This is a genomic window from Streptomyces sp. NPDC052396, from assembly GCF_044593195.1.
GTDB lineage: Bacteria > Actinomycetota > Actinomycetes > Streptomycetales > Streptomycetaceae > Streptomyces.
In genome coordinates, this window is sequence record NZ_JBIUAW010000003.1 from 405,236 (window position 1) to 422,311 (window position 17,076).

The following is a 17,076-nucleotide window of genomic DNA, read 5'->3' on the forward strand; positions in this document are numbered from 1 at the left end:
ACTCCTGGGGCACATGGTGCTACCGCGCCCCGCCCATCGCACCCCGCAGCGCCCGGACGATCCGTTCGACATCCTCCGGGGTGGTGCGCCAGTTGCTGAACGCGGCCCGCAGCGCGGGCACCCCGGCGTATACGGTGGGGGTGAAGAAGACCTCGTCCGCCAACTCCTCGGCCAGCCGCGCCAGTCGGCCGGCGGAGGGCTCCCGGTCCAGGGTGAAGCAGACCACATTCAGCCGGACCGGGGCCAGCAGCCGCAGACCGTCGGTGTCCTCGACCGCCCGGCCCAGGGTCCGGGCACCGGCCACACAGCGCTCGACGATCTCCCGGTGGCCGTCCCGGCCGTAGGCGCGCAGGGTGAACCAGGCGGCCAGCGCCCGCAGTCGGTGGGAGTTCTCCGGGGTCAGATGGACCAGATCCGGGTTGTCGCCCAGCGGGCCCAGATAGGCGGCGGCATTGCGGAACACCCTGGACTGCAGGTCCTGGCGCCGGGTGAACTGCACCGCGCTGTCATAGGGGACATTGAGCCACTTGTGCAGGTCGATGCAGACCGAGTCGGCCAGGTCCAGGCCGTCGGCCAGGTGGGCGTGGTCCGGGGAGAGCGCGGCGAACGCCCCGAAGGCGCCGTCCACATGCAGCCAGAAGTCATGGCGCTCACGCAGGGCGGCGATGGCGCGCAGGTCGTCGAAGTCGGCGGTGTTGACGGTGCCCGCGTTGGCCACCACCACACAGGGGCCGTCAGCCGCGCGCAGCGCCTTCTCCAGGGCCGCCGGATCAACAGCCTCCCGCCCGGGCAGGGTTGCCACCGGGGTGAGGGCGGACCGGCCCAGGCCCAGTACGGAGAATGCCTTGGACACACTGGAGTGCGCGCTGCCGGACAGCACCCTGACCCGGCCCAGCGCGGCCACCCCGTCCTCGGACACCGAGACGCCCAGCCGCTCGCCCAGCCACTCCCGGGCGATGGCCAGACCCACCGTGTTGGACATGGTGGCGCCGCTGACAAAGGTGCCCCGGTGCCGGGCGGACAGGCCGAAGAGCCGGCGCAGCCAGTCCACCGTCTCCCGCTCCAGATGCTGGCCCGTGCCGTCCAGCGAGGAGTTGGAGTTCTGGTCGGCGGCCGCGGTCAGCCAGTCGCCCGCCAGCGCGGCGGGGGTGGCGCCGCCGGTGACAAATCCCAGATAGCGCGGCCCGGCACCGGCCGACAGCCCCGGCTCCCAGCGTTCACCGAACTCCGCCAGCGCGCCCTGGAGTCCCACACCGTGCTCGGGCAGCGGAACCTCCTCGGGAGCCTTCACCACCGGGACCACCGGGCGGTCGGGCAGCGCGTCCAGAAAGGCCGTGGCCCGCTGCCGGGTGAGCTCCAGCAGGGCGGGCAACCGGTCCAGATCGGCGGCGAGTCGGTGGTGCATGGCGGGCTCCGTTCCTCGGGTACGGAGCGAGGCTAGATCGCCCGGGGGCCGGGCCGACTGGTCCAATCATGAGAAAGTGGACCAGTGCGGATGGGAGACGAACAACTGGCCAGGGCGCTCGGCGCATGGCGCCGCCCGGACGTCCCGCTGGCCACGGCGCTGGCCTCGGCGGTGCGGGGCGCGGTGCTCGACGGCCGGGTGCGCAGCGGGAGCGCGCTGCCCGCGGAGCGCCGGATCGCCGCGGTGCTGGGCGTCAGCCGGGGCACGGTGACCGCCGCGCTGGCCGCGCTGCGCGAGGGCGGCTGGGTGCTCACCCGGCATGGCAGCGCCAGCACCCTCCGGCTGCCGCCCGCGGCGGCAGAGCGGATCGCGCCGCTGTCGGCCGGCGGGGAGGCCGGCTCGATCGACCTGCGCCGCGCGGTGCCCGCCGCGCCCAGGGCCGCCTATCTGGCGGCCACCGCCCGGGCCCTGGAGCGGTCCGCTCCGCTGCTGGCCGAGGCCGGGGAGACCGGGGCGGGCCTGCCCGTCCTGCGGTCCCTGATCGCCCGCCGGTACACCGAGCAGGGCCTGCCCACCCGGCCCGAACAGATCCTGGTGACCTCCGGGGCGCGGCCCGCGCTGGCCCTGCTCTGTGCCCAACTGCGCCCCCGGACGGCGGTGGTGGAGATCCCCACCTACTTCGACGCGCTGGCCCTGCTGCGCGGAGCCGGCGCCCGGCCGGCCGGCTGCCGGGTCACCGGCCGGGGCTGGGACCTGGACCAGCTGGCCGCCGCCTTCGCCGCCGCCGAGGGCCAACTCGCCTACCTCGTTCCCGATTTCCAGAACCCCACCGGCGCCCTGATGACCGCCGCCGCCCGCCGCACCGTCGCCGAACTGGCCGACCGGCACCGGGTCACCCTTGTCGTGGACGAGACCATGCGCGAGCTGGACCTGCGCGACGATCCCCGGCCACTGCCGCGGATCCGCCGGTCGGTGCTCATCGGTTCGGCCGGCAAGGCGGTGTGGAGCGGACTGCGGGTCGGCTGGATCCGGGCCTCGGCGTCCCTGGTCGCGGAGCTCGGCGCCCATCCGCTGTGTGCCCCGCTGTCGGCGGCGCCCATGCAGCAGCTGATCGCCGTGGAGCTGCTCACCGATCCGGGGGCGGTGCTGGAACGGCGCCGGGCGGAACTGCGCCGCCAGCGCGATCACCTCAGCGCCCTACTGGACGGCGACGAACGCTGGCACTTCACCGTGCCGCCGGGCGGGCTGGCCCTATGGCTCCGCCTCACCACCGCGCACGCCGAAACGGTCACCGAACGGGCCCACGCCGAGGGCCTGTCCCTCTCCCCCGGCCCCCGTTTCGCCGCCGACGCCACCCTGGCCCGGCATCTGCGGGTGCCGTTCACCCCGCCGCCGGAGGTGCTGGACCGGATCGCGGAGGTGCTGCGGGGGGCTTGCGGTCCGGTGCCTCGCCGGGAGGCGTAGGTTTCCCGGCAACCGCCGCGCCGGCCGCGGTTGATGTCGTGTGGTGTCCCGCCGGCGAGACACCACACGACATCGACGTCACGGGGACGGAACAGGTGGCAACGGACGTACCCGCAGGCAGATATTTGGCTTGCTGGAGGTGGAAGGTCCATCTCCGACGTGATCAGAGGTGATCGCTATGAGCGAGACGCTGAAGAGCATCGAGACCGCGGACGTCTACGAGCCGCCGCTGCTGGCCGAGGCGGGGGAGTACGCCGAGGTGACCCAGGGCGACGGAGGCTGGATCATTCCCGAAGGCATCGCCAACTACGCCTGGAACTGAGCCGCCCGCCGGTGCCGGCCCGGACCGCTGCGGTCCGGGCCGGCACCGGCCACGCCATCACTCACCCCCACCTTGGAGAAGTCGATGCGCGCCACGCCGGCCTGCTGGTTCGTCGTCCTTCCCGACCGGGATCTGTCCCCCAGCCTCCTCGATCGTCTGCGGACCCTCTCCTTCCGGTCCGAGTTGCGGGTCGTGCCGCACTTCTCCGGCCGGCCGTGGCTGGTCGGTTGCTGGTCCGACGCGGAGATGACCTACTGCGCGGTGGGTGACGTGCGGCTGGCCGTCGCCGGGACCTGCTCCCTGAGCGCCGCCGAACTGGCCGTACGCGCCCGGAAGATCAGCGCCACCGCGCACATCGAGGCGGCGCTGTCGGGTGCCCACGGCTGTTTCCACGTCCTGGCGTCCATGGCGGGCCGGTCGTATGTCCGTGGAAGCTTCTCCGGGCAGCGGCGGGTGTACCGGGCCGAGGCCGGCGGCGGCACGGTGTGCGCCGATCACGCCCGTGTCCTCGCCCGACTGACCGGTGCCGAGGTGGACACCGCGCAGCTGGCGCTGCGGCTCGCGGGTTACACCGTCCCGCATCCGCTCGCTGGTGGTGCGCTGTGGCGCGGGGTGGATGCCGTACCCCCCGGGGAGGCCGTGGAGTTGGCGCCGGAAGGCGGGGCGCGCACCCTGCGGTGGTGGCGCCCGCCCGCGGCCGAGCTGCCGTCGCGGGAGGCGGCGGCCGGGCTGCGGGAGGCGCTGCGGCAGGCAGTCGCGTTGCGGGTCCGGCCGCAGGAGGTGGTCGGCGCGGACCTGTCCGGCGGCATGGACTCGACCTCGCTGTGCTTCCTGGCGGCCGAGGCGGGGGCCCGGCTGGTCGCCGCGACTCTGGACTGGAGCGCGCCCAACAACGAGGACCGCATCCATGCCACCCGGGCCGCCCAACACCTGCCCCATGTCGAACATGTGGTGTTTCCGTCCGCCGGTCTGCCCGCCCACTTCACCGGGCTGGACGAGCGTCTGGACCCTGGCGACGGGCCGTCGCCGGTGCAGCGCGACCAGGTGCAACAGCGGTACCTGGCCGAGGAGATGCTTTCGCGGGGGGCCGGGCTGCGACTGTCCGGACACGGCGGAGATCACATCGTCCAGCCGCCGCCGGCATATGTGCACGGCCTGCTGCGCCGTTCTCCGGCGGCCGGCCTGCGGCACGCGGCCGGGCTGCGCGCGCGATATCGCCGGCCGCTCGGGGCGACCGTGGAAGCGTTGCTCGACCGCCGCTCGCACGCCTCCTGGCTCGCCGATGCGGCGGGCCGGCTACGCACGCCCACGGCCTGGGCGGACTTCGGCTGGGGCGTACAGCCGCGGCTTCCGCTCTGGGCGAGCGACCAGGCCGTGGAACTGTGCCGCGAGCAGCTGCGTACGGCGGCCCGTGACGGCGCCGAGCCGTTGCACCGCGAGCGCGGCAGGCATGCCTGGATCGCCGCCGCGCAGCGGGCGGGCCTGATCGCCGGGCACCTCGGCCACCACGCGGCGCTCGCCGGGCTGCCGCTGCACACTCCGTTCTGCGACGACGCCGTGATCGAGGCCGCGCTCGCCGCCCGCCCGCACGAGGCCGCGAGCCCTTGGTCGTACAAGCCGCTGCTCGCCGCCGCCATGGACGGCCTGGTGCCCGAGCACATCCTGCGCCGGACGACCAAGGACCACTGCGGGCACGAATGGCAGGAGGGCCTGCGTCTGCACCGACACACCCTTGCCGCCTGGGCCGAGGACTCCCGGCTGGTGGCGGCGGGCCTGGCCGACGAGGAGGCGATGCGCCGGGCTCTGCTCTCGCCCGGACTGCTGACCGGCGGGGCGGGCGAACTGGAGGCCACGCTGGCTGCGGAGGCGTGGCTGCGCGACCTCGAACATCAGGAAACCTCAACCACACAAGGGTGCGGCGAGGGGCCCGGCCCGCGCGGTATGAGGAGGCCCTGCGGGCGCGGCGGGAGGTGACGGCCGTCAGCACCCTCTGCGCGGGCCGCTCCTGTCTCCAACGCTCGCTGGCCACCACCCTGTTGTGCCGTATGCGAGGACGCCGGCCCACCTGGTGCAACGGGGTGCGCACCTCGCCCTTCGCGGCGCACGCCTGGGTGGCGGCCGAGGGCAGGCCCGTGGGCGAACCGGACGACACCGCCACCTACCGGGCGATGATCAAGGTACCGAGGCAGGGGCGAACCTGACCTCAGGTTTCGGAAGACAGCCGCAAGCTCAACAGGACCGGAGGTCACGGCAGCACCGCGATCCCGTCCACCTCCACCAGCGCCCCCTCGTCCCACAGCCGGGTCACCCCGATCAGTGCCATCGCCGGATAGTCGCGACCGGCCAACTCCCGCCATACCCGGCCCAGTTCCGCCGCGCGCGCCCGGTACTCCGGCACATCGGTGGTATAGACCGTCACCCGCACCAGATGCCCCGGCTCGCCGCCCGCTGCCCGCAGGGCGGACAGCAGATTGGTCAGGGCCTGCCGGAACTGGTCCACCAGGCCGCCCTCGATCAGCGCGCCGTTGCCGTCCAGGGCGGTCTGGCCGGCCAGGAAGACCAGGCGGCCGCCGGTGGCCGTCACCGCGTGGCTGAAGCCGCGGGGCGGCGGCAGGGCGGCGGGGTTGACGCGTTCCAGGGTCACCGGTACAACTCCTTGGCAATGACGGTGCGTTGGACTTCCGTCGCCCCCTCGTAGATCCGGGTGGCCCGCACCTCCCGGTAGAGGTGTTCCAGCGGGTGTCCGTGCTCCAGGGCGGAGGCACCGTGGATCTGGACGGCCGCGTCCACCACATACTGGGCGGTCTCGGTGGCGAACAGCTTGGCCATCGCGGAGCGGGCGGCACGGGCCGGGTCCCCGGTGTCCTGGGCCTCGGCGGCGGCATAGACCAGCAGGGCGGCGGCCTCGGTGCGGGTGGCCATCTCGGCCAGCTGGTGGGAGACCGCCTGGAGGTCCTTCAAGGCGCCGCCGAAGGCCCGGCGCCGGTCCGCGTGGGCCGTGGCGGCGCGCAGCGCGGCCCGGGCCATGCCGACCGCGAACGCGCCCACGCTGGGCCGGAACAGCTCCAGGGTCCGCATGGCGACACCGAAACCGCCGCCCACCTCGCCGATGACATCCTCGGCGCCCACCGGCACATCGTCGAAGGTCAGCGCGCCGATGGGATGCGGGGCCAGCATGGCCAGCGGCCGGCCGGACAGACCGGGGCGGCCGGCGGGGACCAGGAAGGCGGTGATGCCACGGGCGCCGGCGGCCGGCCCGGTGCGGGCGAAGACCGTGTAGAGGTCGGCGTCCGGCGCGTTGGAGATCCAGGTCTTGCCACCACACAGCAGCCAGCCGTCGCCGGCCGGTTCGGCCCGCAGCGCCAGCGCGGCCGCGTCCGAGCCCGCCCCGGCCTCGCTCAGCGCGAACGCCGCCACGGCCTGTCCGGCCACCACCCGGGGGAGCCAGGTCTTCCGCTGGGACTCGCTGCCCGCCAGCACCAGAGGGTGGGCGCCCAGCCCCTGGAGCGCCAGCGCCGTCTCGGCCTCGGTGCACTCCTGGGCCAGGGACTCGCGCAGCAGGCACAGATCCATGGCGGCCACCGAGCCGGCGGCGGGAAAGACCCGGGCCAGCAGGCCCAGTTCACCGAGGGCGGCGACCAGCGGCCGGTTGACGCGGCCGGGCCGGGCCGTCTCGGCCAGCGGGCGCAGCCGCCGTACGGCCAGCTCGCGCAGTTCCGTCGTCCAGCGGCGCTGCTGCGGATCCAGGGTGAACGCGGGAGCCACCGGCCGTCCTCCTCTGCCCCTCGTCCGCGATATCGCGGTCTGTTGACTGCCGTCACCAACTCGATACGCTGGCAGCGCATCCGTACGGCTGGCAAGACCCCGGTCCCCCATCCCCCTCCCGGCGCGAGGCCCGCCATGGAGCTCATGCCGTCGGCGCATGTCGACACCTTTCCGCGCGACCATCTCCCACCCGCCGGGCAATGGCCCGAGCTGTGCTCGGTGCCGGACTACCCCGCCCGTCTCAACTGCGGTGCGGAACTGCTGCGTTCGACCGCCGGAGACCGCCCCGCCTTCCTGGACCGGGAGGGCGGCCGCTGGTCGTACGGCGAGCTGCGGGCCCGGGCCGGCCGGATCGCCCATACCCTCACCGAGGACCTGGGCGTCGTCCCCGGCAACCGGGTGCTGCTGCGCGGCCCCAACTCCCCCGATCTGGCGGCATGCTGGCTGGCGGTGATGCTGGCCGGCGCGGTGGCGGTGACCGTGCCGGCCGGGCAGCGGGCCCATGAGCTGGCCGCCGTCTGCCGGCTGGCCCAGGCCGGGCACGCGCTGTGCGATATCCGGTCGACCGGGGACCTGGCCAAGGCGGCGGTACCGGGCCTGCGGATGACGGTCTTCGGCGGGGACGCCGGGGACGACCTGCTGCGGCGCGCGGCGGACCGGAACGCCTCATACACCCCGGTGGCCACCTCCGCCGATGACATCGCCCTGATCGCCTTCACCTCCGGAACCACCGGACGCCCCAAGGGATGCATGCACTTCCACCGCGATGTGCTGGCCATCGCCGACACCTTCTCCGCCCATGTCCTGCGGCCCCGGCCCGAGGATGTGTTCGCGGGCAGCCCGCCGCTGGGCTTCACCTTCGGCCTGGGCGGCCTGGTGGTGTTCCCGCTGCGCGCCGGGGCCTCGGCCCTGCTGGCCGACTGGTCGGGGCCCGGCCAACTGCTGGCCGACATCCAACGGCACCGGATCACGGTCCTGTTCACCGCGCCCACCGCCTACCGGGCCATGCTGGAGCTGCTGCCCGGCCATGACCTGTCCTCGCTGCGCCGCTGTGTCTCGGCGGGCGAGCATCTGCCCGCCCCGCTCTGGCACGCCTGGCGGCGGGCGACCGGGCTGGGACTGATCAACGGCATAGGCGCCACCGAGCTGTTGCACATCTTTATCTCCGCCGCGGACGAGGCCGTCCGCCCCGGCACCACCGGCCTGCCGGTGCCCGGATTCCAGGCCCGGGTGCTCGGCCCGGACGGACGGACGGTGCCGGACGGAGAGCCCGGACTGCTGGCGGTGCGCGGCCCGGTGGGCTGCCGCTATCTGGCCGACGAGCGGCAGCGTGAGTACGTCCGGGACGGCTGGAACATCACCGGTGACACCTATGTCCGCGACGCCGAGGGCTACTTCCGCTATGTGGCCCGCGCCGACGACATGATCGTCTCGGCCGGGTACAACATCGCCGGTCCCGAGGTCGAGGAGGCCCTGCTGCGCCACCCGGATGTGCTGGAGGCGGCCGTGGTCGGCGAGCCGGACGAGCGCCGCGGCACCGTGGTGGTGGCCCATCTGGTGCTGCGCGACGGAGTGCCCCGCGACCCGGAAACCGCCGAGGAGATACGCGAGTTCACCAAAAAGGAGATCGCCCCTTACAAGCGCCCTCGCAAGATCGAGTTCCATGACTCCCTGCCCCGCACCCCCACCGGCAAGTTGCAGCGATTCCGGCTGCGCCGGGGCCCTTTACAGTCTCCCCGTGACTGACCACCCTCCGTCCCCGTCCCCCACTCCCCGCTCACTGATCATCACCTTCTATGGCGCCTATGGCCGCGAACCGGCCGGCCCGGTGCCCATCGCCGCCCTGATCCGGCTGCTGGGCACGGTGGGCGTCGACTCCCCCTCGGTGCGCTCGGCCGTCTCCCGGCTCAAGCGCCGCGGGCTGCTGGTCGCGGAGCGCTCCGCGGACGGGGCCGCCGGGTACGGACTTTCCGCCGCCGCCCACCAGTTGCTGGCCGACGGCGACCGGCGCATCTACCACCGACCCACCCCTCGGCCGGGGCACGGCTGGCTGCTGGCGGTCTTCTCGGTCCCCGAACACGAGCGCCACAAGCGGCACTTGCTGCGCTCCCGCCTGTCCCGGCTGGGCTTCGGCACCGCCGCGCCCGGGGTGTGGATCGCCCCCGCCCATCTCCACGACGAGACCCGGCACACCCTGGACCGGCTGCAACTCAGCGGCTATGTGGACCTGTTCAAGGGCCGCCACCTGGGCTTCGAGCCCACCGCGGAATCGGTGGCCCGCTGGTGGGACCTGCCCGCGCTGGCCGCGCTGCACCATGCCTTCCTGGACGTCCACGAGCCCGTACTACGCCGCTGGGCCCGGCGGCGTCCGCGGCCGGCCGAGGACGCCTACCGGGACTACCTGCTGGCGCTGGACTCCTGGCGCCAACTGCCCTACGCCGACCCCGGCCTGCCGCCCGGCCTGCTGCCCCGGCAGTGGCCGGGGGCGCGTTCGGCGCGGGTGTTCGCGGGGCTGCATGGGCGGTTGCGGGAGGCGGGGGCGGAGTTTGTGGCGGGGGTGCTGGCGTAGCGGAGGCCCGCCGGGGCGGGCGCGTCCACCGCGCGTCCGCCTACCTCAGGTACGTACGCTGCCAGTCAGCCGACGTCATGCCTTGCGCGGCGTCCGCGAGCGCGATCGCCGACGGCGTCTTGAGCTTCGCCCGCGTGCTGTCGACCCACTCGCGCGCGTTGCTGTAACCCTGCTCCAGGTACTCGAGCCCCTGGATCACGCACTCCAGTTTGTCCGCGTCATGAGCGACCAGGACCTCGACCGAATCACCGTTCTCGTACTCGTCCACAATGGCCTGAACGCCTGCCGCGACAGCGGGGTGTGCGTCGGATACCTGATCGGCGGTGACTGCCTCGTTCTTGGCTGCGGTGAGGTAGCGCCGGCCGATCCATGGGATATCGCCGACACGGGTTTCCTGTGTGTCATGAAAGGTGCACAGCAAAGCCACCTTCGCCGGATCGGCGCCTTCCATCATGGCCAGGACGGCACCGATGACCGCGGTCCGGAAACTGTGCTCGGCGATGGTCTCCGGGTCTTTGACCCCGGCGATCCACCAGCCCGACCGCTTGGCGCGCTTGAGAGCGCCCATCTCCAAGAGGTAGCCGGCGGAACCCTTGGCGTATTGATCGTCAGTCATCGGCCTGTCCTTTCGAATGGATCAACGGTCGCGACGAGGGGACTGGCTACCGAGTTGCCGGCATGTTGCCGTTCCGCCAGTCGTCCACACGCTTCCGGATGCTCGGGACCATCGGCAACGCGTCAACCTCTCCTGGTTCGAACCAGCGGACATCCGTCGACTCCTCAGAGACCGCCAGTTGCCCGGCTACCGAGCGTGCCAGGAAGCAGATGGAGAACTCCTGGCGCACCTCGCCGTCGTCGTAGGCGAACACATGGTGGGGGTTGGTGTACGTGCCGACGATGCCGACGACCTCGACGTCCATGCCGGTCTCCTCCTTGGTCTCCCGGACGGCGCAGTCGGGCAGTGACTCGCCGATGTGCATCGCTCCACCAGGGAGCGCCCACATGCCGTTGTCGCTTCGGCGTTGGAGCAGGATGCGCCCGGCGTCGTCGACGACGACCACGGAGGCAGCCGGAACAAGGCTGTTCGCGGCCGGGGCGTTGGGATCGTCCTCGTAGTCGCGCCTACCCATCGTGTAGCTCTCCTCCCCAGACCGGAGTTCCCCGGTTCCACAGTTCCTCGACATGCGAGGCGAAGCGGTCGAACATGCCGTCGTCCTGGTGCCGGCGTAGATGCAGTGTGGGGGCGTCGTGCCCCACATGGTGGGTGAGCAGCGGCGTCACGATCATGTCGTCGTCGAAGCGGAACACGGAGAGGTATGCGTGCCCGTCGCTGTATCTGGCGCTGACGCCTGCCTGTCCCTTGATCTTCTCGAGTTCGGCCAGCGTCACGCGGATGCGGGTGGAGAGGGTCAGCGCAACCCCCTCGTCCTGCTCCCGGGCCCGTGTCAGGTCGCTCTCGGGATGGCCGAGCAGAAATCGCACCAGGCATCCCTGCGCGGCCTTGCGGCTCAGTGCCGTTCCAAAGCGTGCCTGCTCGAGCCAGAGAAAGTAGTTCGTGTATCCGGCGAAGGTGAGTTGCTGTTCCGCCTTGGTGATCAGAGAGCGCCACAGCGACGAGGGGCACGCAGAGCGGTACGGGTAGACCGAGACCACTTCGCGGTCCGGGCCGGCCTTGATTGCCTTCTTCACGGCGGCTGGCCACAACACGGCTTCGTCCTCTCCGACCGCTTCACAGATCGCCCAACGGTGCCGGGCGTGAGGCACGCGCCCGGGCTGAGTGATCCAGCGGCCGACCGTCTTGACATCGACGCCGCATTTCTCCGCCAACTGACGGTCGGTCACCCGTGCCTGGGCCATCGCGCGGCGCAGTGCTTCGTTCATGGGTACCCCTGGGACGTTTGGAACGCTTCGCAACGTACTCCGACTCCGTGTCCAACGTCCTAAGAAGGCAGTAGGAACGCCCCTCCCGGGTCGCAAGTGTGGGTTCTTGTCCGAAGAGACCCCCGCGACCGCTGCTGAGGGTGCGGCCCGGGGGCATGGCCAACGCTGACAAGGAGCGCTAGCGATGCACGACCATATCCTCCGGTGGCTCGCGTGGGCGAGAGCGGTCTTCTACCCCGCCACCTGCACCACGGCGCCGGCCCCGGCCGCCCCTTTGGCCTCAACTCCACAACAGCACCCGGCACTCAAGGTCCGGTGCCGGTGCGTGCATACTCCGCTGGTTAGCGGTGGCAGCGGGCCCATGCTGTGGGTGACGGCGCACGGGATCGACATCCGGCCGCGCACGGCACAGAGCAGGGAGGCATGCCGATGAGTGCCGACCGCAGCGCGCTGCCCAAGGCGGGTTCATTCGTGGTGGACGTGCCCCGGAACGTGATCGGGCAAGTGATGGACTACGACCCGGACACGAAATCGCTCCAACTCCGTCCGCCCAAGGGGGGCGTGGAGTGGGATGCCGCTCCGGGTGACGTGCGTCCGGCGACAGACAGGGAGCGGCTCAGCGCCAAGGTGCAGGCAGCCAACGCTGCTGGACGGTGGGGCTGTTGAGTGCGCACACCGTGATCCGGTTCGCAGACTGGGCAATCGGCCCCGACTCGGCACCGGAATCGCCGGCCATCCTGCACATGCTGGAGTGCACGACGTGCGACGCCGTGTCGCTGGTGGCCGAGGACTTCGAGGACGTGCGCTCCTGGGCTTTCCTGCACTCCGGCCGTAACCCGTCGCACACGGGCTACCGCGAGACTGTCCATCGGCTCTGGCGCGCCCGCCTGGTGAGGTGACCGGCACACCGTAGCCGCCTGCTCCGGCCGCTCCTGTGCCAGGCAGGGACGGCCGGCAGCAGGGGCAGGCCCCACCCACCTCGCCCTCGTCCGCCCCCGGCATGGGCTCAGACAATCAACAGCCGGTAGATGTCGGTGACTTCTCCTCTTGAAAGGATCAGGGCAGGGAACGCGCGGGCCTCGCTTGCGTTTTCCTGAAGGGTCCGCCGACGGCATGGGTCCCAGCATGCCCCGGGCCCTGGTCTTTGATGCATCCGAAGTCCCGCGGACAGCAGATGGGTTCGCGTACACCCGCCGATCGGCCTGGCAGCCAACGTTCGGTGCCGACAGGGACCCCGGACCCATCAGCCCTTGGCCGCCGGCCCTGCTGCCGGCGCCTGCCGTACCACCGAGGCCGCCGTCTGCTGTCCGTACCGACCCGGTGCGCGGCCGGTGCCGCCCACGGCGGTCCACCCGTGCACCCGCGCGGCGATCCAGCCGGATCCGCACCGCCGCCAACGGCCGTAGGCCACACGCCGAGCAGGTACGGTGGCTCACCGCACCCAGCCCCACCGCGCCAGCCGAGCGCGCAAGGCCCCTGGGCAGCGATGTTCGAGATCCGCTTCACCCAGGCCGTAGTCCTGCTGGACACCACCGCGGTCAACATCGCGGTGCCCGCACTGACATCGGGCCTGCACACCGGCGTCAACCAGGTCCTCTGGGTGATCAAGGCCTGCCAAGTGATCGCCTTCCAGGACATCCAGCCGGCCATGTCAGGTGCCACCTCTGGGCTGTTCAACACCACCCGTCCGTGCGAGAGCCTCATCGGCGGCGCGCTGGTGGGCGCACTTCTCCAAGTCCGGCTCCGCCATGGCGGCGTGACGGACGCCGTACTCGCCGTCGGCCCACTCGGGACGCTGCCCGTAAGACGGGAACGGACCCGCACGGAGACCGTCATCGCGGCGGAGAAGCTGCCCGAATCACAGCCGGCGAAGTCCTATCTGCGCCCTTCGGAGGTCAGCGGTGGCGACGGTAGTAGGAGACGGTCACGGCGGCGAGCAGCGGACCCCAGAGGACCAGGGGCTGGTAGAGGATGCCGACGATGGTGTGCCAGGACCCGAGCATCGCCGGAGTCTCGTCGGCGTTCCACCAGAACACCAGGTCGCTCCAGAGGAACACGAGGGCCAGCGAGCCGAGGGCGGCGGGGATGACGGCGGCGAGGGGGCGAACACGCCGGCCGCCGATGACCGGGATCCAGCGCGGCACCACCTCGCCCCAGGGCTGGACCAGGCCGAGCGTCAGCAGGGCGAAGGCCTCGGAGACCACGCTGAGCCCGATCACATAGGCCACGCCCCAGCCGGGGATGTGGAAGTCCTGACGGAGCACTTGGTCGCTGTAACCCACCGGAAACCCGAGACCCAGCGCGATCCGCCACAGCCCTGAGGGCACGGTGGTGAGGGCCGCGGCATGCGCGGCTCGAACCGCCCAGCGGGGCGCCGGAGCAGGGGTGTTCGGGAGAGTGGTCATGCGTCCAGGCTTGCCGATGGGCGGCGGCGGCACGTCCTCCTGGAGGGTGGCAAGCCTCCCCCCGACGAGGGAGGTCCGGACCCGTGAGCAGGGCTTCCTGGTGCGGCTCATCGACGGGCGGACCGGCGAGCGGGCAGCTAAGCCCCCCGCCCCGCAGGCGGCCGGCGGCTGCCCGCGCGGTAGGGCGTCGGCCAGGGCGCGCCCGGGCCCTCATAGCCCTGTTCGGCCGCCGCGTGCAGGGTCCAGTGCGGGTCGTAGAGGTGGGGGCGGGCCAGGGCGCACAGATCGGTGCGCCCGGCCAGGATCAGGGAGTTGGCGTCGTCCCAGGAGGAGATGGCGCCCACCGCGATGACCGGGACGCCCGCCCGGTGGCGGATCCGTTCGGCGAAGGGGGTCTGGTAGGAGCGGCCGAAGGCGGGGCGTTCCCAGGGCACCACCTGGCCGGTGGAGACATCGATGGCATCGGCGCCATGGTCGGCGAAGGCCCGGGCGATGGCCACCGCGTCGGCGTCGGTGGTGCCGCCCTCGGCCCAGTCGGTGGCGGAGATCCGCACCGTCATCGGGCGGTCGGCGGGCCAGACGGCCCGTACCGCGTCGAAGACCTCCAGGGGGTAGGCCAGCCGGCCGGCCAGGTCGCCGCCGTAGTGGTCACGGCGGTGGTTGGTGAGGGGGGAGAGGAAGGAGGAGAGAAGGTAGCCGTGGGCGCAGTGCAGCTCCAGCAGGTCGAAGCCGGCCCGGGCGGCGGCCCGGGCGGAGGAGGTGAAGTCCTCGCGGATGGCGGCCAGTTCGCCGGTGGTGGCCTCGCGCGGCACCTGGCTGGTGCCGGGCAGGTAGGGAAGGGGGGAGGGTGCCACCAGGGGCCAGTTGCCCTCGGGCAGCGGCTGGTCGATGCCCTCCCACATCAGGCGGGTGGAGCCCTTACGGCCGGAGTGGCCCAGCTGGATGCCGATGGCCGTGCCCGGCGCCCGGGTGTGGACGAAGCCGGTGATCCGCCGCCAGGCGGCCTCGTGCCCGGCGGTGTACAGCCCGGCGCAGCCGGGGGTGATCCGTCCCTGGGCGCTGACGCAGACCATCTCGGTCATCACCAGCGCGGCGCCGCCCAGCGCCCTGGCGCCCAGGTGCACCAGGTGGAAGTCGTCCGGGGTGCCGTCCATGGCCGAGTACATGTCCATCGGGGAGACCACCACCCGGTTGCGCAGGGTCAGTCCGCGCAGGGGGAAGGGGGTGAACATGGGCGGAGTGCCGGGGGTGATCCCGGCCTCGGTCTCCACCGCGGCCACAAAGCGGGCGTCGCGCAGCCGCAGGTTGTCATGGGTGACCCGGCGGCTGCGGGTGAGCAGGTTGAAGGCGAAGCGGTGCGGTGGCTGGCCGGTGCGGTCGGCGAGGTCCTCGAACCACTCCAGACTGGCCCGGGCGGCCCGTTGGGTGGATTCGACCAGTGGGCGCCGTTCGGCCTCATAGGCCGCCAGTGCCTCGGCCACGTCCGCCGCGCCGTCCAGTTGCCCGGCCAGGGCCAGGGCGTCCTCGACCGCGAGTTTGGTGCCGGAGCCGATGGAGAAGTGCGCGGTGTGCGCGGCGTCGCCCAGCAGCACGGTACGGCCGTGCGACCAGCGCTCGTTGACCACGGTGCGGAAGGCGGTCCAGGCGGAGCGGTTGGCGCGCAGCGGACGGCCGTCCAGGGCCTCGGCGAAGTGGGCGGCGCAGCGCCGAAGCGTTTCGGCTTCGTCGCACCGGTCCAGCCCGGCCCGCCGCCAGACCTCCTCCCGCATCTCCACGATGACCGTGCTGGCCTTGGACTCATAGGGATAGCCATGCAGTTGCATCACCCCGTGCGGGGTCTCGGCGATCTCGAAGCGGAAGGCGTCGAGGGCGAAGTCGGCGGCCAGCCAGATATAACGGCAGCGATGGGTGGTGAGGGAGGGACGGAAGTGGGAGCGGTGGGCCTGGCGGGTGGCGCTGTGCACCCCGTCGGCGGCTATCACCAGGTCATGGTCGCGGGCCAGTTGCGCGGCGGGCGGCGCCTCGGTGCCAAAACGCAGGGTGACGCCCAGTTCGCGGCAGCGGCGGTGGAGGACGGCCAGCAGGGTGCGGCGGCCGATGGCGGCGAAGCCATGGCCGCCGGAGCGCAGCCGGCGGCCGCGGTGGACCACATCGATGGCGTCCCAGCGGATGAACTCCCGGCGCAGTGCGGCATGGACCTGGGGGTCGGCGCTCTCGATGCCGCCCAGGGTCTCGTCGGAGAACACCACGCCGAAGCCGAAGGTGTCCTCGGGGGCGTTGCGCTCCCAGAGGGTGATCTCGCGGCGGGGGGCGCGGCGTTTGAGCAGGGCGGCGGCGTAGAGGCCGCCCGGTCCGCCACCGATCACCGCGATGCGCGTGGTCATCCGGTCACCGGCCTCATCGTCCCTGCCAGCGGGGCGGGCGTCCGGCGGTGAACGCGGCGTGGAACTCGGCGTAGTCGGCGCTGTTCATCAGCAACGCCTGGGTGGCCGCGTCCAGTTCGACGGCCGCGCCCAGCGGCATGTCCAGCTCGGCGGTGAGCAGGGCCTTGGTCTGGGCGTGGGCGAGTGCCGGGCCCTCGGCGAGCCGGCGGGCCAGCGCCCGTGCGGCGGCCGGCACCTGGCCCTCCTCGGTCAACTGGCTGATCAGGCCGATGCGTTCGGCCTCGGCGGCGGGTACCGGCTCGCCGAGCATCAGCAGCCGGGTGGCATGGCCCAGGCCGACCACCCGGGGCAGCAGATAGGCGGCTCCCATGTCGCCGCCGGACAGGCCGACCCGAGTGAACAGGAAGGCGAAGCGGGTGGTGGGGTCGGCGATCCGGAAGTCCGCGGCCAGCGCCAGCACCGCGCCCGCGCCGGCCGCGATGCCCTGGACGGCGGCGATCACCGGGAAGGGGCACTCGCGCAGGGCCCGGACGACCTGTCCGGTCATCCGGTTGAACTCCAGCAGCCGGCCGGTGTCCATGGCCAGGGTGGCGCCGATGATGTCCTCGACGTCCCCGCCGGAGCAGAAGCCCCGCCCCTCGCCGCCCAGCACCAGGGCCCGTACCGAGCCGTCGCGGGCGAGTTCGGGCAGCAGGTCGCGCAGGTCGGCATAGGCGCCGAAGGTGAGGGCGTTGAGTTTCTCCGGGCGGGCGAGGGTGACGGTGGCCACCCCGGAGTCAAGGGTCAGGCGCAGATGCCGCCATTCCCCGGTGGTGGACGCGGAGCCGGTGAACGGGCTCATAAACCTGGCCTCCTTCAGCCGGGCGAGGGCTGGTGCCTGC

Annotated in this window: 17 protein-coding genes; 8 read left to right on the plus strand and 9 right to left on the minus strand. The window is 72.4% G+C overall.

Going from position 1 to position 17,076, the window contains the following annotated elements; all coding sequences use genetic code 11:
- Positions 1 to 19 precede the first annotated feature (19 nt).
- Complete coding sequence (locus ACIHFE_RS10245; protein WP_400105393.1) at positions 20 to 1,405, minus strand: pyridoxal phosphate-dependent decarboxylase family protein; 1,386 nt, start codon at positions 1,403 to 1,405, stop codon at positions 20 to 22.
- Positions 1,406 to 1,495: 90 nt separating this feature from the next.
- On the opposite strand from ACIHFE_RS10245, the gene ACIHFE_RS10250 reads away from it, so the two are divergent.
- The 4 genes from ACIHFE_RS10250 (at position 1,496) to ACIHFE_RS10265 (ending at position 5,392) form a co-directional block, all read left to right on the plus strand.
- On the plus strand, positions 1,496 to 2,869 hold the full coding sequence (locus ACIHFE_RS10250; RefSeq protein WP_400105394.1) for a PLP-dependent aminotransferase family protein: 1,374 nt from the start codon (positions 1,496 to 1,498) through the stop codon (positions 2,867 to 2,869).
- 178 nt (positions 2,870 to 3,047) lie between these two features.
- Positions 3,048 to 3,191 carry a lasso RiPP family leader peptide-containing protein gene (locus ACIHFE_RS10255; RefSeq protein ID WP_400105395.1) on the plus strand — a complete coding sequence of 48 codons (144 nt, stop codon included), beginning with the start codon at positions 3,048 to 3,050 and terminating at the stop codon, positions 3,189 to 3,191.
- A gap of 84 nt (positions 3,192 to 3,275) precedes the next feature.
- Positions 3,276 to 5,165: an asparagine synthase-related protein gene (locus ACIHFE_RS10260; protein WP_400105396.1), complete on the plus strand. Its 1,890-nt coding sequence runs from the start codon at positions 3,276 to 3,278 to the stop codon at positions 5,163 to 5,165.
- A complete protein-coding gene (locus ACIHFE_RS10265; RefSeq protein ID WP_400105397.1) occupies positions 5,105 to 5,392 on the plus strand; it encodes a lasso peptide biosynthesis B2 protein in 288 nt (95 codons plus the stop codon). The genes ACIHFE_RS10260 and ACIHFE_RS10265 overlap by 61 nt, the downstream gene beginning before the upstream one ends.
- Positions 5,393 to 5,436: 44 nt before the next feature.
- Here the strand turns inward: ACIHFE_RS10265 and ACIHFE_RS10270 are convergent, their stop codons facing one another.
- Together ACIHFE_RS10270 and ACIHFE_RS10275 are read right to left on the minus strand one after the other, a co-directional pair.
- On the minus strand, positions 5,437 to 5,835 hold the full coding sequence (locus tag ACIHFE_RS10270) for a RidA family protein (RefSeq protein ID WP_400105398.1): 399 nt from the start codon (positions 5,833 to 5,835) through the stop codon (positions 5,437 to 5,439).
- Positions 5,832 to 6,956, minus strand: coding sequence for an acyl-CoA dehydrogenase family protein (locus ACIHFE_RS10275; protein WP_400105399.1), 1,125 nt, complete (start codon positions 6,954 to 6,956; stop codon positions 5,832 to 5,834). The genes ACIHFE_RS10270 and ACIHFE_RS10275 overlap by 4 nt, the downstream gene beginning before the upstream one ends.
- 135 nt (positions 6,957 to 7,091) lie before the next feature.
- Here ACIHFE_RS10275 and ACIHFE_RS10280 point away from each other — a divergent pair, with 135 nt between their 5' ends.
- The gene (locus tag ACIHFE_RS10280) at positions 7,092 to 8,702 is read left to right on the plus strand and encodes an AMP-binding protein (protein WP_400105400.1); all 1,611 of its coding nucleotides are present in this window, start codon (positions 7,092 to 7,094) and stop codon (positions 8,700 to 8,702) included.
- Positions 8,695 to 9,525: a PaaX family transcriptional regulator C-terminal domain-containing protein gene (locus ACIHFE_RS10285; RefSeq protein WP_400105401.1), complete on the plus strand. Its 831-nt coding sequence runs from the start codon at positions 8,695 to 8,697 to the stop codon at positions 9,523 to 9,525. Before ACIHFE_RS10280 ends, ACIHFE_RS10285 begins: the two co-directional genes overlap by 8 nt.
- Positions 9,526 to 9,565: 40 nt before the next feature.
- Here the strand turns inward: ACIHFE_RS10285 and ACIHFE_RS10290 are convergent, their stop codons facing one another.
- From ACIHFE_RS10290 to ACIHFE_RS10300, 3 genes are read right to left on the minus strand one after another with little or no spacing between them, the layout of a single operon-like run.
- A complete protein-coding gene (locus ACIHFE_RS10290) occupies positions 9,566 to 10,141 on the minus strand; it encodes an HD family hydrolase (protein WP_400105402.1) in 576 nt (191 codons plus the stop codon).
- Positions 10,142 to 10,187: 46 nt separating this feature from the next.
- Positions 10,188 to 10,655 (minus strand): NUDIX domain-containing protein, encoded by a 468-nt coding sequence (locus ACIHFE_RS10295; RefSeq protein WP_400105403.1) that lies wholly within the window; start codon positions 10,653 to 10,655, stop codon positions 10,188 to 10,190.
- Positions 10,648 to 11,406, minus strand: a complete 759-nt coding sequence (locus ACIHFE_RS10300; RefSeq protein ID WP_400105404.1) for a DUF5919 domain-containing protein — start codon at positions 11,404 to 11,406, stop codon at positions 10,648 to 10,650. Before ACIHFE_RS10300 ends, ACIHFE_RS10295 begins: the two co-directional genes overlap by 8 nt.
- A 429-nt stretch (positions 11,407 to 11,835) precedes the next feature.
- On the opposite strand from ACIHFE_RS10300, the gene ACIHFE_RS10305 reads away from it, so the two are divergent.
- Both ACIHFE_RS10305 and ACIHFE_RS10310 read left to right on the plus strand, forming a co-directional pair.
- Positions 11,836 to 12,072, plus strand: a complete 237-nt coding sequence (locus tag ACIHFE_RS10305) for a hypothetical protein (protein WP_400105405.1) — start codon at positions 11,836 to 11,838, stop codon at positions 12,070 to 12,072.
- Entirely contained in the window at positions 12,060 to 12,305 is a 246-nt protein-coding gene (locus ACIHFE_RS10310) for a hypothetical protein (RefSeq protein WP_400105406.1), read from the plus strand. Before ACIHFE_RS10305 ends, ACIHFE_RS10310 begins: the two co-directional genes overlap by 13 nt.
- 996 nt (positions 12,306 to 13,301) lie before the next feature.
- On the opposite strand, the gene ACIHFE_RS10315 is transcribed toward ACIHFE_RS10310, so the two are convergent.
- The 3 genes from ACIHFE_RS10315 to ACIHFE_RS10325 form a co-directional block, all read right to left on the minus strand.
- Entirely contained in the window at positions 13,302 to 13,811 is a 510-nt protein-coding gene (locus ACIHFE_RS10315) for a hypothetical protein (protein WP_400105407.1), read from the minus strand.
- A 137-nt stretch (positions 13,812 to 13,948) separates the two neighbouring features.
- Entirely contained in the window at positions 13,949 to 16,195 is a 2,247-nt protein-coding gene (locus ACIHFE_RS10320; protein WP_400105408.1) for a bifunctional salicylyl-CoA 5-hydroxylase/oxidoreductase, read from the minus strand.
- 13 nt (positions 16,196 to 16,208) lie between these two features.
- Positions 16,209 to 17,036 (minus strand): enoyl-CoA hydratase family protein, encoded by an 828-nt coding sequence (locus tag ACIHFE_RS10325; protein WP_400105409.1) that lies wholly within the window; start codon positions 17,034 to 17,036, stop codon positions 16,209 to 16,211.
- Between the last annotated feature and the right edge of the window lie 40 nt (positions 17,037 to 17,076).

Excerpts from the sequence above, each read along its gene's own strand:
- ACIHFE_RS10300 (WP_400105404.1), bottom strand. The coding sequence starts at position 11,406 with ATGAACGAAGCACTGCGCCGCGCGATGGCCCAGGCACGGGTGACCGAC.
- ACIHFE_RS10250 (WP_400105394.1), top strand. The coding sequence starts at position 1,496 with ATGGGAGACGAACAACTGGCCAGGGCGCTCGGCGCATGGCGCCGCCCG.
- ACIHFE_RS10255 (WP_400105395.1), top strand. The coding sequence starts at position 3,048 with ATGAGCGAGACGCTGAAGAGCATCGAGACCGCGGACGTCTACGAGCCG.
- ACIHFE_RS10295 (WP_400105403.1), bottom strand. The coding sequence starts at position 10,655 with ATGGGTAGGCGCGACTACGAGGACGATCCCAACGCCCCGGCCGCGAAC.
- ACIHFE_RS10260 (WP_400105396.1), top strand. The coding sequence starts at position 3,276 with ATGCGCGCCACGCCGGCCTGCTGGTTCGTCGTCCTTCCCGACCGGGAT.
- ACIHFE_RS10305 (WP_400105405.1), top strand. The coding sequence starts at position 11,836 with ATGAGTGCCGACCGCAGCGCGCTGCCCAAGGCGGGTTCATTCGTGGTG.
- ACIHFE_RS10315 (WP_400105407.1), bottom strand. The coding sequence starts at position 13,811 with ATGACCACTCTCCCGAACACCCCTGCTCCGGCGCCCCGCTGGGCGGTT.
- ACIHFE_RS10325 (WP_400105409.1), bottom strand. The coding sequence starts at position 17,036 with ATGAGCCCGTTCACCGGCTCCGCGTCCACCACCGGGGAATGGCGGCAT.
- ACIHFE_RS10280 (WP_400105400.1), top strand. The coding sequence starts at position 7,092 with ATGGAGCTCATGCCGTCGGCGCATGTCGACACCTTTCCGCGCGACCAT.
- ACIHFE_RS10290 (WP_400105402.1), bottom strand. The coding sequence starts at position 10,141 with ATGACTGACGATCAATACGCCAAGGGTTCCGCCGGCTACCTCTTGGAG.
- ACIHFE_RS10320 (WP_400105408.1), bottom strand. The coding sequence starts at position 16,195 with ATGACCACGCGCATCGCGGTGATCGGTGGCGGACCGGGCGGCCTCTAC.
- ACIHFE_RS10245 (WP_400105393.1), bottom strand. The coding sequence starts at position 1,405 with ATGCACCACCGACTCGCCGCCGATCTGGACCGGTTGCCCGCCCTGCTG.